The 12476-nt window shown below is 75.5% G+C and carries 12 protein-coding genes; 4 read left to right on the forward strand and 8 right to left on the reverse strand.

Annotated elements, in window-relative coordinates; translation table 11 throughout:
* Nucleotides 1-222: 222 nt before the first annotated feature.
* The 4 genes from D7I43_RS19305 to hutH are packed head-to-tail and all read left to right on the forward strand — an operon-like array spanning nt 223 to nt 5596.
* Nucleotides 223-1422, forward strand: coding sequence for an allantoate amidohydrolase (locus D7I43_RS19305; RefSeq protein WP_120329943.1), 1200 nt, complete (start codon nt 223-225; stop codon nt 1420-1422).
* Nucleotides 1419-2771 carry a formimidoylglutamate deiminase gene (locus tag D7I43_RS19310; RefSeq protein WP_120330107.1) on the forward strand — a complete coding sequence of 451 codons (1353 nt, stop codon included), beginning with the start codon at nt 1419-1421 and terminating at the stop codon, nt 2769-2771. The genes D7I43_RS19305 and D7I43_RS19310 overlap by 4 nt, the downstream gene beginning before the upstream one ends.
* Nucleotides 2772-2826: 55 nt before the next feature.
* The gene (hutI, locus tag D7I43_RS19315; RefSeq protein ID WP_120329944.1) at nt 2827-4017 is read left to right on the forward strand and encodes an imidazolonepropionase; all 1191 of its coding nucleotides are present in this window, start codon (nt 2827-2829) and stop codon (nt 4015-4017) included.
* A 43-nt stretch (nt 4018-4060) separates the two neighbouring features.
* Nucleotides 4061-5596, forward strand: a complete 1536-nt coding sequence (gene hutH / locus D7I43_RS19320) for a histidine ammonia-lyase (RefSeq protein WP_120329945.1) — start codon at nt 4061-4063, stop codon at nt 5594-5596.
* A gap of 50 nt (nt 5597-5646) precedes the next feature.
* Here the strand turns inward: hutH and rdgB are convergent, their stop codons facing one another.
* The 8 genes from rdgB to D7I43_RS19360 all read right to left on the reverse strand — a co-directional run bounded on the left by rdgB (nt 5647) and on the right by D7I43_RS19360 (nt 12445).
* Nucleotides 5647-6267: an RdgB/HAM1 family non-canonical purine NTP pyrophosphatase gene (gene rdgB / locus D7I43_RS19325; RefSeq protein WP_120329946.1), complete on the reverse strand. Its 621-nt coding sequence runs from the start codon at nt 6265-6267 to the stop codon at nt 5647-5649.
* A gap of 39 nt (nt 6268-6306) precedes the next feature.
* Complete coding sequence (gene rph / locus D7I43_RS19330) at nt 6307-7032, reverse strand: ribonuclease PH (protein ID WP_120329947.1); 726 nt, start codon at nt 7030-7032, stop codon at nt 6307-6309.
* Nucleotides 7033-7121: 89 nt separating this feature from the next.
* On the reverse strand, nt 7122-8279 hold the full coding sequence (locus tag D7I43_RS19335) for a glycosyltransferase (RefSeq protein ID WP_120329948.1): 1158 nt from the start codon (nt 8277-8279) through the stop codon (nt 7122-7124).
* Nucleotides 8276-9424, reverse strand: a complete 1149-nt coding sequence (locus D7I43_RS19340) for a glycosyltransferase family 4 protein (RefSeq protein ID WP_120329949.1) — start codon at nt 9422-9424, stop codon at nt 8276-8278. The genes D7I43_RS19335 and D7I43_RS19340 overlap by 4 nt, the downstream gene beginning before the upstream one ends.
* Nucleotides 9425-9511: 87 nt before the next feature.
* Nucleotides 9512-10252 (reverse strand): MBL fold metallo-hydrolase, encoded by a 741-nt coding sequence (locus tag D7I43_RS19345; RefSeq protein WP_120329950.1) that lies wholly within the window; start codon nt 10250-10252, stop codon nt 9512-9514.
* Nucleotides 10253-10537: 285 nt separating this feature from the next.
* Nucleotides 10538-11503: a PLP-dependent cysteine synthase family protein gene (locus D7I43_RS19350; protein ID WP_120329951.1), complete on the reverse strand. Its 966-nt coding sequence runs from the start codon at nt 11501-11503 to the stop codon at nt 10538-10540.
* Nucleotides 11504-11513: 10 nt separating this feature from the next.
* Nucleotides 11514-11891, reverse strand: a complete 378-nt coding sequence (locus D7I43_RS19355) for a MoaD family protein (RefSeq protein WP_120330108.1) — start codon at nt 11889-11891, stop codon at nt 11514-11516.
* 65 nt (nt 11892-11956) lie between these two features.
* Nucleotides 11957-12445 (reverse strand): M67 family metallopeptidase, encoded by a 489-nt coding sequence (locus tag D7I43_RS19360; protein ID WP_120329952.1) that lies wholly within the window; start codon nt 12443-12445, stop codon nt 11957-11959.
* Nucleotides 12446-12476 lie beyond the last annotated feature (31 nt).

Below are 12476 nucleotides of genomic sequence, written 5' to 3' on the forward strand. Positions count from 1 at the left end.
GCGAATCATCGGCGCAGCGCGGAGGTGCCTCATGCCGGCGCCGAGCGGAGCGAGGTGGCGGCATGAGCGAGCGTCAGCGAGCGAATCATCGGCGCAGCGCGGAGGTGCCTCATGCCGGCGCCGAGCGGAGCGAGGTGGCGGCATGAGCGAGCGTCAGCGAGCGAATCATCGGCGCAGCGCGGAGGTGCCTCATGCCGGCGCCGAGCGAAGCGAGGTGGCGGCATGAGTGACCTGGTCGCGCGGTTCCGGAAGCTGTGGGACGAGATCGCGCCGATCGGGCGGGACGCGGGCAGCGGCGGCTACCTGCGGTACGCGCTCACCGAGCCGGAGCTGCGGCTGCGTGCCTGGTTCCGCGACCAGGCGGCGGCCCGCGACCTGCCGGTGACCGAGGACGGCAACGGCAACCTGTTCGCCTGGTGGGGCGACCCGGAGGCCGGTGACGCGGTGCTGACCGGCAGCCACTTCGACTCCGTGCCGCACGGCGGGGCGTACGACGGCCCGCTCGGCATCGTGAGCGCGTTCCTCGCCGTCGACGCGCTGCGGGAGGCGGGCGTCGCGCCCGCCCGCCCGCTGGCCGTCGGGGCGTTCGTGGAGGAGGAGGGCGCCCGGTTCGGCGTACCGTGCCTCGGGTCGCGGCTGCTCACCGGGGCGCTGCCGGCGGAGCGGGCCGCGCTGCTGCGCGACGCCGACGGGGTGAGCTTCGCCGAGGCGTTGGGCCACCCGCCGGCCGGCGCCCGCCCGGAGCTGCTCGGCCGGTTCCGGTCCTTCGTCGAGCTGCACGTCGAGCAGGGCCGCGCGCTGGCCGACACCGCCGCGCCCGTCGCCGTGGCCAGCGCCATCTGGCCGCACGGCCGCTGGCGCTTCGACTTCACCGGCGAGGGCAACCACGCGGGCACCACCCGGATGGGCGACCGCCGCGACCCGATGCTGACGTACGCGTTCACGGTGCTGGCCGCGAACAAGGAGGCGCGGTTGCGCGGCGCCCACGCCACGGTCGGCCGGGTGTCGGTGGCGCCGAACGCCACGAACGCGATCCCGTCGCGGGTGACCGGCTGGCTGGACGCGCGGGCGGCCGAGCCGGAGACGCTCAGCGGGCTGGTCGAGGCCGTGCGCGACAAGGCGGTCGAGCGGGCCCGGCGCGACGGCACCGAGGTCACGCTGACCGAGGAGTCGGCGACCCCGCTCGTCGCCTTCGACGGCGGCCTGGCCGACCGGCTGGCCCGGCTGCTGGCCGCGCCGGTGCTGCCCACCGGCGCCGGCCACGACGCCGGCGTGCTCGCCGGGCACCTGCCGACGGCCATGCTCTTCGTCCGGAACCCCACCGGCATTTCCCACTCCCCCGCCGAGTCGGCCACCGACGCCGACTGCGCCGCCGGGGTGGCCGCCCTGGCCCGGGTGCTGGAGGAGCTGACATGCCGCTGACCCGCTGGCTGGCCGAGTACGCCTGGCTCCCCGACCACGCCGAACCGACCGCCGACGTGCTCATCGAGGCGGAGGACGGGCGCTTCACCGCCGTGACGCCGCTGACCGGCGGCGACGCGCCGACCACCGGGGTCGAGGTGCTCACCGACGCGGTACGGCTGCCCGGGCTCACGCTGCCCGGGCTGGCCAACGCGCACTCGCACGCCTTCCACCGGGCGCTGCGCGGGCGTACGCACGGCGGGCGGGGCGACTTCTGGACCTGGCGCGACCAGATGTACGACGTGGCCGGCCGGCTCGACCCGGACTCGTACCTCGCGCTGGCCCGGGCCACCTACGCCGAGATGGCGCTCGCGGGGATCACCTGCGTGGGCGAGTTCCACTACCTGCACCACGGCCCGGGCGGCACCCCGTACGACGACCCGAACGCCATGAGCGCCGCCCTCGTCGAGGCCGCCGCGCAGGCCGGCGTCCGGCTCACGCTGCTGGACGCCTGCTACCTGACCGCCTCCGTGGACGGCCGGCCGCTGGCCGGGCCGCAGCGGCGCTTCGGCGACGGGGACGCGGTGCGCTGGGGCGAGCGGGTGAGCGCCTTCACGCCGGCCGGCGGGCACGCCCGGGTCGGCGCCGCCGTGCACTCGGTCCGGGCCGTACCGGCCGAGCAACTGAGCACCGTGGCCCGTTGGGCGCGGGACCGGGACGCGCCGCTGCACGTGCACCTCTCCGAGCAGCCGGCCGAGAACGACGCCTGCCGCGCGGTGCACGGCTGCACCCCGACCCGGCTGCTCGCCGACCGGCAGGTCCTCGGCCCGGCCACCACCGCCGTGCACGCCACCCACCCCACGAGCGCCGACGTAGGGCTGCTCGGGGAGTCCCGCACGGGCGTCTGCCTCTGCCCCACGACCGAACGGGACCTGGCGGACGGTATCGGACCGGCCCGCCGGATGGCCGACACGGGAAGCCCGCTCAGCCTGGGCAGCGACAGCCACGCCGTCATCGACCTGTTCGAGGAGGCGCGGGCCGTGGAGCTGGACGAGCGGCTGCGTACCCGCCGGCGCGGGCACTTCTCCCCCGTCGAGCTGCTGACCGCGGCCACGGCCGGCGGCCACGCCGCGCTGGGCTGGACCGACGCCGGGCGGCTGGCGGTGGGCGACCGGGCCGACCTCGTCACCGTACGCCTGGACAGCGCCCGCACCGCCGGCGTGCCGCCGGTCGGCGCGCTGTTCGCGGCCACCGCGGCCGACGTCACCCACGTGGTCGTCGACGGCCGGACCGTCGTCGCCGAGGGGCGGCACCGGGTGGTCGATGTACCGGCCGAACTGGGCGCGGCGATCGCGGCGGTGACACCGTGAGCGCAAGGAGCGAGCCGGGCCGGCGAGCCCCGCGGTCGCGAACGAAGGGGGCACCGTGAACGGGAGCCTGCTGGTCGACAACATCGGCGAGCTGGTCACCAACTCACCCGGCGGCGGGGGCGGGCCGCTGGGCATCCGGCGCGACGCCGCGCTGCTGGTCGAGGACGGGCTGGTCGCCTGGGTCGGCCCGGCCCGGTACGCCCCGGCCGCCGACCGTCGGGTCGACGCCGCGGGAGCCGCCGTGCTGCCCGGGTTCGTGGACAGCCACGCCCACCTGGTCTTCGCCGGGGACCGCGCGGCCGAGTTCGCGGCCCGGATGGCCGGCGAACCGTACACCGGGGGCGGCATCCGCACCACGGTCGGCGCCACCCGCGCGGCCAGCGACGACGAGCTGCGCGCCACCGTGCGCCGCCTGCGCGCCGAGGCGCTGCGGCAGGGCACCACGACCATCGAGATCAAGAGCGGGTACGGGCTCACGGTGGCCGACGAGGCCCGCTCGCTGCGGATCGCCGCCGAGTTCACCGAGGACACCACGTTCCTCGGCGCGCACGTCGTCCCCGCCGAGTACGCCGACCGTCCCGACGACTACGTGGGGATGGTGTGCGGGCCCATGCTCGCGGCGGCAGCCCCGTACGCCCGCTGGATCGACGTGTTCTGCGAGCGGGGCGCCTTCGACGTGGACCACGCCCGCGCGATCCTCGCCTGCGGCCAGGCGGTCGGGCTCGGCGTGCGGGTGCACGCCAACCAGCTCGGCCCGGGACCGGGCGTGCGGCTCGGCGTGGAACTCGGCGCGGCCAGCGTGGACCACTGCACGCACCTCTCCGACGCCGACGTCGAGGCGCTCGCGTCCACCGGCACGGACGACGGCGGGACCTCGACCGTGGCCACCCTGCTGCCCGGGGCGGAGTTCTCTACCCGCTCGCCCTACCCGGACGCGCGCCGGCTGCTCGACGCGGGCGTCACGGTGGCCCTGGCCACCGACTGCAACCCCGGGTCGTCGTACACCTCGTCGATGCCCTTCTGCATCGCGCTCGCCGTCCGCGAGATGCGGATGACCCCGGCGGAGGCGGTCTGGGCCGCGACCGCCGGCGGCGCGCGGGCCCTGCGCCGCGACGACATCGGGGTGCTGCGCCCCGGCGCCCGCGCCGACCTGGTCGTCCTCGACGCCCCGTCCCACCTGCACCTGGCCTACCGGCCGGGTGTGCCCCTGATCCGCCGGGTCCTGCACAACGGAGTACCGCAGTGAGTGAGCAACGCGAACGAACCATCAGCCGGAACGAGGCCCTGGCATGAGCGTGACCGTCCATCCCACCGGGATCACCCCCGCCGACGTGCTCGCCGTGGCCCGCGGCACCGCCAAGGTCGTGCTCGACCCGGCCGCCACGGACGCGATGGCGACCAGCCGCGCGATCGTGGACGGCATCGAGGCGGCCGGCCGGCCCGTCTACGGCGTCTCCACCGGCTTCGGGGCGCTCGCCAACACGTTCGTCGCCCCGGAGCGCCGGGCCGAGCTGCAGCACGCGCTGATCCGCTCGCACGCCGCCGGCGTGGGCGCGCCCATGCCGCGCGAGGTGGTCCGGGCCATGATGCTGCTGCGGATCCGCTCGCTGGCGATGGGCCGCTCCGGCGTCCGGCCGCTGGTCGCCGAGGCCCTGGTCGACCTGCTGAACCACGACGTCACCCCGTGGGTGCCGGAGCACGGTTCGCTCGGCGCCTCCGGGGACCTCGCGCCGCTGGCGCACTGCGCCCTGGTCCTGCTCGGCGAGGGCTGGGTGCTCGGCCCCGCCGGGGAACGGGTCGACGCGGCCGACGCGCTGCGCCGCGCCGGTCTCGCGCCGATCGAGCTGGCCGCCAAGGAGGGGCTGGCGCTGATCAACGGCACCGACGGCATGCTCGGCATGCTCCTGCTCGCGCTGCACGACGCCGCCCACCTGTTCACCATGGCCGACGTGACCGCCGCGCTGGCCATCGAGGCGATGCTCGGGTCCGAGCGGCCGTTCCTGCCCGAGCTGCACGCCATCCGCCCGCACCCCGGCCAGGCGGCCTCGGCCGCGAACATCCACCGGCTGCTGCAGGACTCGGCGGTGATGGACTCGCACCGCGACGACCTGGCGCACGCCGTGCAGGACGCGTACTCGATGCGCTGCGCGCCGCAGGTGGCCGGGGCGGCCCGGGACACGCTGGAGTTCGCCCGGACGGTGGCCGACCGCGAGCTGCTGTCGGTGGTGGACAACCCCGTGGTGCTGCCCGACGGCCGGGTCGAGTCGACCGGGAACTTCCACGGCGCCCCGCTCGGCTTCGCCGCGGACTTCCTGGCCATTGCCGCCTCGGAGGTGGGGGCGATCGCCGAGCGGCGGGTCGACCGGCTGCTGGACGTCACCCGGTCCCGGGACCTGCCGGCGTTCCTCACCCCCGACGCCGGTGTCAACTCCGGCCTGATGATCGCCCAGTACACGGCCGCCGGCATCGTCGCGGAGAACCGTCGCCTCGCCTCGCCCGCCTCCGTGGACTCGCTGCCCACGAGCGGCATGCAGGAGGACCACGTCTCGATGGGCTGGGCGGCCACCAAGAAGCTGCGGACGGTGCTCGACAACCTGACCAGCGTGCTGGCGGTCGAGCTGCTGGCCGCGGTGCGCGGACTCCAGCTTCGGGCCCCGTTGACCCCGTCGCCGGCCGGCCGGGCCGCCGTCGCGGCGCTCGGCGGGATCGCCGGCGAGCCGGGCCCGGACGTGTTCCTCGCCCCGCTCATGGAGACCGCCCGGGAGGTGCTGCGCGGTCCCGCGCTGCGCGCGGCGATCGAACGCGAGGTCGGCCCGCTGGCCTGACCGACGGCGCGGGGGCGCGCCGCCACCGCGACCGGTGGCGGCGCGTCCGGTCAGCCCGCGTCGGCCGGGAGCACCTTCGCGACGAGCTTCGCCAGCTCGCGCAGCGCCTTGCCGCGGTGGCTGATCGCGTCCTTCTCCTCCGGCGTCAGCTCCGCGTTGGTCTTGGTCTGCCCGTCACCCACGAAGATCGGGTCGTAGCCGAAGCCACCGTCGCCGCGCGGCGCGCGCAGCAGCCGGCCGGACTGCCGGCCGTCGACCAGGTGCTCCTTGCCGCCCGGCAGCACGAGGGCGACGGTGCAGACGAACGAGGCGCCCCGGTGCTCGTCGGGCACGTCGGCGAGCTGGTCGAGCAGCAGTTGGAGGTTCGCCTGGTCGTCACCGTGCCGGCCGGACCACCGGGCGCTGAACACGCCGGGCATCCCGCCCATCGCGTCGACGGCCAGGCCGGAGTCGTCCGCGATGGTGGGCAGGCCGGTCCGGCGGAACCCCTCCCGCGCCTTGATGAGCGCGTTCTCGCCGAACGTCAGGCCGGTCTCCGGCAGCTCCGGGTACTCCTCGACGTCGTCGAGGCCGAGCAGGGCGATCCGGTGCGCGCCGAGCGCCCCGTCCAGGATCCGCTGGAGCTCCACCAGCTTCTTGCGGTTCCGGGTGGCGAGCAGGACCTTGTTCATAGCGTTCCGCCTTCGTTCACGACCGCGGGGCTCGCACGCTCACGAGAGAGCCTTCCGCTGGATGTCGGCCAGTTCCGCGCAGCCCGCGACGCCCAGGTCGAGCAGGGCGTCGAGCTGACTCCGGGGAAACACGCCGGCCTCCCCGGTGCCCTGCACCTCGACGAAGTCGCCGGTGCCGGTGCAGACCACGTTCATGTCGACCTCGGCGGCCACGTCCTCCTCGTAGCAGAGGTCGAGGCGGGCCTCCCCGGCGACGACGCCCACGCTGACCGCGGCCACCGACCGGTGCATCACCGTCTCGGGCCGGCCGACCAGCGCCTTGCGCTCGGCCAGCCAGGTCACCGCGTCGTAGAGGGCCACGTACGCGCCCGTGATCGCCGCCGTACGGGTGCCGCCGTCGGCCTGGAGCACGTCGCAGTCGAGCACGATCGAGTTCTCGCCGAGCGCCTTGAGGTCGACGCAGGCGCGCAGGCTGCGGCCGATCAGCCGGGAGATCTCGTGCGTACGCCCGCCGATCCTCCCCTTCACGCTCTCCCGGTCGGAGCGCGTGTTGGTGGCGCGGGGCAGCATGGCGTACTCGGCCGTGACCCAGCCGAGGCCGGAGCCCTTGCGCCAGCGGGGCACCCCCTCGGTCACGCTCGCCGTGCAGAGCACCCGGGTCGCGCCGAACCCGACGAGCACCGAGCCCTCCGGATGGGTGCTCCAGCCCCGGGTCAGCGTCACCGGTCGGAGTTGGTCGGGCCGTCGCCCGTCGGGTCGCGCCATGCCTGCACCCTATGCGGTGCGGTGATCGCGCCGTGCGGGTGTCCCGGCCCACACCCCGCCGGGCCGTCGACCACGGCCGCCGGACCGGGTCAGAGGACGGCGAGCGTGCCCGCCGGTTTGGCGTCGTGCACCCGCAGGAACCCGGTCACCGCGGCGGGCCAGCCGAACTCCTCGGCACGGGCGCGGGCCACGCGGCGGCGGGCCGCCTCGGGCCGGGCGAGCAGCCGGGTCACCGCGGCCGCGATGCCGGCCGGTGAGCCGTACGCCGCCATGCCGGCCGGGCCGACCACCTCGGGCAGGGCGCTCGCCGCGTTGACAACGACCGGCGTGCCGCTGGCCAGCGCCTCCAGCCCGGCCAGGCCGAACGTCTCCACGGGGCCGGGTGCGAGCACCACGTCGGCGGTCGCGAGCAGGGCGGCCACCGCGAGCCGGTCGGGCAGGAAGCCGGTGAAGTGGACGGGCAGCCCCGCGGCGCGGCGGCGCAGCGCGTCCCGTACGGGGCCGTCACCGGCCATCACGAGCACCGCGGGCACGCCCGCCCGGCGCAGCGTGGCGAGCGCGTCGACGGCCAGGTCGGGACGCTTCTCCGGGGACAACCGGGCACAGTGCACGAGCAGCACCTCGCCGGGGTCGGCGTACCGGTCGCGCAGGTCGGGGTCGGCCCGCTCGGGCCGGAACGTGTCGAGGTCCACCCCGAGCGGCACGAGGTCGAGGTTCGCCACGCCGATCCGGGTGAACTCCTCCGCGGCCCAGCGGGTCGTGCAGACCACCCGGTCGTACGCCCCGGCGGTGCGCCGGTTGAGCCCGTCGGCCAGCGGGCGGCCCCACCGGTCCGGCACGCCCCACTGTCCCAGCAGGCCGGTCAGCGACTCGTGCGACACCATCACCGCGGGCACCCCGTGGGCCCGCGCCCAGCGGCCGGTCCAGCGCAGCGTGAAGCGGTCGGAGACCTCCAGCCGGTCCGGCGCGAGACCGGCGAGCAGCCGGGTGAGCCGGTGGCGCCCGACGAGCAGCCGGTACCCGCCGCTTCCCGGCAGTTCCGGGCCGGGCAGGGTGATCAGTCGTCCCCACGGGTGCCGCTCGTCGGCGTGGCGCGGACCGGGCACGATGAGCACCGCCTCGTGCCCGGCCGCCCGGTAGCCCTCCCCGAGGTGGCGCAGCGCGGTCCGCAGCCCACCGGAGCGGGTGGTCACGAAGTTGGCCAGCCGGACGATCCGCAGGCCGCCACCGGGTGCGGGGGCGGTCACGAGGCGGCCGACAGGTCCGCGACGGCGGAGGCCCCGGCGACGACCGCCTCGTAGTGCCCGATCAGCTCGTCGCCCACCACCGCCCAGCTGCGCCGGCGCACCGCAGCCCGGGCGGCCCGCCCGTACGCCGCCCGCCGCGACTCGTCAGCGCCCAGCGCGGCCACCGCGGCGGCCAGCGCCTCCCCGTCCCCCGGCGGCACCAGCACGCCGGTCACCCCGGTCTCGACGAGGTCCACCGGGCCGCCGGCCGCCGGCGCCACCACCGGCACACCGCTGGCCAGCGCCTCCTGCACGGTCTGCCCGAACGTCTCGTGCGGGCCGGTGTGCACGAACACGTCGAGGCTCGCGTAGAGGCGGGCCAGGTCCTCGCCGTGCTGCACGCCGAGGAAGGTGACCTCCGGCAGGGCCCGGGCCAACTGCCGCCGGACCGGGCCGTCGCCGGCGACGACCACCCGGACACCGGGCAACCGCGCGACGGACGCCAGCAGGTCGACCCGCTTCTCCGGGGCGAGCCGGCCGACGTAGCCGACGAGCAGTTCGCCGTTCGGCGCGAGCCGGGCCCGCAGGTCGTCGCAGCGTCTGGCCGGCTGGAACCGTTCCGCGTCCACGCCGCGGCGCCACAGCCAGATCCGCTGCACCCCGTTGGCGATCAGGTCGGCGGCGGCCCGGGTGGACGGGGCGAGGGTGCGCCCCACCGAGTTGTGGATCTCGCGCAGCCGCCGCCACGCGGCCGCCTCTCCCCAACTCAGCCGGTACGCGCGCGCGTACGACGCCACGTCGGTCTGGTAGACGGCCACGGACGGCAGGCGGTGCCGCGCCGCGAGCGTGGCCGCGCGGGCGCCCAGGACGAAGGGGCTTGCCAGGTGGACGACGTCCGGCCGGTGCCCGAGCAGCACCCCGGCCAGGCGGGGACCGGTGGGCACGCCCAGCCGGAAGCCCTGGTAGCCGGGCATCGGCACGCTGGGGATCCGGACGACCGGATAGGGGTACGCGCCGGCGTCGTGCCGCTCGGCGCCCGGCGGGGCGGGCGCGACGACCAGCGGCTCGTGGCCGCGGGCGACCAGGTGTTCGGCGGCCCGGACGACGGAGTGCGCGACGCCGTTCACGTCCGGCGGGAACGACTCGGTCACGATGGCGATCCGCATGCCCACACCGTGCGGGTGTCACGGGTGCGCCAGGCGACCGGGCGCTGACGGGCCGGCGAACAGTGCGGCAAGAGCCGGTCGTCGGCGTCAGACCTCGTAGCTGGCGCCGGCCCGCACGACCTCGAGCGGCCCGGCGTACGCGGAGGCGGCGGACTCGACGGTGTGCGCCTCGCTGCCCCAGGCGGCCACCAGGTGGGTGAGCAGCAGCCGCCGTACGCCCGCCTTGGTGGCCGCCTCGCCGGCCTCCCGGCCGGTCAGGTGCAGGTCCGGCGGGTTCTCCACACCGTCGAGGTAGCTCGCCTCGCAGAGGAAGACGTCCGCGTCCTGGGCGAGCCGCAGCAGCGCGTCGCAGGGGGCCGTGTCGGCGGAGTAGCAGAGCACCCGCCCGTCGTGCTCCAGCCGCACCCCGTACGTCTCGACGGGGTGGTTGACCCGGTCGACGGTCACGGTCAGCGGCCCGATCGGGAACGTGCCGGGCTGCAGGCCGTAGAACTGGTAGACGTCGTCCATCGTGCCGTCGCCGTACGCGGCCATGAGCCGGTCCGGGGCGCCGGAGGGGGCGTAGACCGGCAGGACCGGGTACGGGCCGTCCGGTGAGTACCGGCGGACCACCACGTACGACACGGCGTCGAGGATGTGGTCGCAGTGCAGGTGGGTCAGGAGGATGGCGTCCAGGGAGTGCAGGCCCGCGTAGCGTTGGAGGCTGGACAGCGATCCCGAGCCGAAGTCGAGCAGCAGGCGGAATCCGTCGGCCTCGACCAGGTAGGCGGAGCAGGGGGACTCTGGTCCGGGGAAACTTCCCGCGCAGCCCAGGATGGTCAGTCGCATCGAGTCGTCTCGCCGTCACGCCGCGTAGTCGCCGCGCCGGTCGCCGCTCGGCTCATGATCTCGACCGACGTGTACGCCACGCTGGGGAGCCTACGCCGGCACGCATGGGCGCAAACATCATCCGCTGGAAGTTGTCACCAAGGTGACACCCGCGCCGGACGGCCCGCCGGACCACGGCCGGACGCCACCCCGATTCGTCGCGCAGCGTGAGCGCCGGAGCCCGCGTGGCGGGGCCGCCGGCGCTCCCGTGCGAGCGCCGGACGGCCCGGTGGCGGCGTGCCGCGCTCAGGCCCAGAGCTGTCCCTCCAGGGCCTCCTCGGCGTCGGCCAGCGTGCCGCCGTACGCCCCGGTGGACAGGTACTTCCACCCGCCGTCGGCCACCACGAACGCCACGTCGGCGCGGCGCCCCGCCCGCGCCGCCTCGTGCGCCACCGCGAGCGCGGCGTGCAGGATCGCGCCGGTCGAGAAACCGGCGAAGATCCCCTCCACCTCGACCAGTTGCCGCGTCCGCAGCACCGCGTCCCGGGTGCCCACCGAGAACCGCCGGGACAGCACCGTGGCGTCGTACAGCTCCGGGACGTACCCCTCGTCGATGTTGCGCAGCCCGTAGACCAGCTCGCCGTAGCGCGGCTCGGCGGCGACGATCTGGATCCCCTCGACCTTCTCCCGCAGGTACCGCCCCGTGCCCATGAGCGTGCCCGTGGTGCCCAGACCGGCCACGAAGTGGGTGATCGTCGGCAGGTCGTGCAGCAGCTCCGGACCCGTCGTCTCGTAGTGGGCCCGGGCGTTCGCCTCGTTGCCGTACTGGTAGAGCATCACCCAGTCGGGGTGGTCGGCCGCGATCTGCTTGGCCGTGGCGACCGCCTGGTTCGATCCCCCGGCCGCCGGCGAGAAGATGATCTCCGCGCCGTACATCCGGAGGAGCTGGACGCGCTCGGTCGACACGTTCTCCGGCATCACGCAGACCAGCCGGTAGCCGCGCAGCTTCGCCACCATGGCCAGGGAGATGCCGGTGTTGCCGCTCGTCGGCTCGAGGATCGTGTCACCCGGACGCAGCCGCCCGGCCTCCTCGGCCGCCCGGACCATGAACAGTGCCGCCCGGTCCTTGATGCTGCCGGTCGGGTTCCGGTCCTCCAGCTTGGCCCAGAGGCGCACCGGCGGCGCACCGGCGGGGACCGTCGGCGACAGCCGGGGCAGGCCGACCAGAGGGGTGCCGCCGCACGCGTCGAGCAGGCTGTCGTACCGCGCCATGGCGGCCGCCTCAGCGCGCGGCGGAGACGCGGCGGCCGGCCTCGCCGTCCGCCACGGTCGCGACGGCCGCCAGCTTGTGCTGCGCGATCGCGGCCGCGGCGGCGAAGCCGAACGCGCCCCCGGCGACGGCCGGCAGGATCGTCACGCTGTCACCGTCGTTGAGCTTGGCGTCCAGCGCCCCGAGGAAGCGGACGTCCTCGTCGTTGACGTAGACGTTGACGAAGCGGTGCAGGGCGCCGGCGTCGGTGACGAGGCGGGCCCGCAGGCCGCTGTGCCGGGAGTCCAGGTCGGTGAGCAGGTCGCCCAGCGTGTCGCCGGTGCCCTCGACGACCTTCGCGCCGCCGGTGTAGCTGCGCAGGATGGTGGGGATGCGAACCTCGATGGCCATGGTGTCGTGCTCCTTCTCGGGTGTGCCTCGGTGACGGGACGTGGACGGGTGTTGCGCCGCGGGGTTCAGCGGCCGGAACACTCGTAGTCGACCGTCGCCGGGCTCTGCCCGAACATGTAGGACTGCACGGCGTGCGGGTCCACCGCGGCGTCCACGATCCGGACCGGCTCCTCGGTCACCACGCCGTCGACGATGCGGAAGGAGCGGATCTCCTCCCGGTCGGGGTCGCGGGTGGAGACGAGCAGGTAGTGCGCGCCCGGTTCACCGGCGAAGGAGACGTCCGTACGCGACGGGTACGCCTCGGTCGCGGTGTGCGAGTGGTAGATGACGACGGGCTCCTCGTCCCGCTCGTCCATCTCACGCCACACCCGCAGCTGCTCCATCGAGTCGAACTCGTAGAACGTCATGGAGCGGGCGGCATTGTCCATCGGAATGTGCCGGGTCGGGGTGTCGCTGCCCACGGGACCGGCGACGACGCCGCACGCCTCATCCGGGTGGTCCCGGCGCGCGTGGGCCACGATCGCCTCGACGATCGACCGGTCGATGCTCAGCACGCGCTCCAGCCTAACGCCTGGCGGGGCGGCC

Source organism: Micromonospora globbae (assembly GCF_003610785.1).
Classification (GTDB): domain Bacteria; phylum Actinomycetota; class Actinomycetes; order Mycobacteriales; family Micromonosporaceae; genus Micromonospora; species Micromonospora globbae.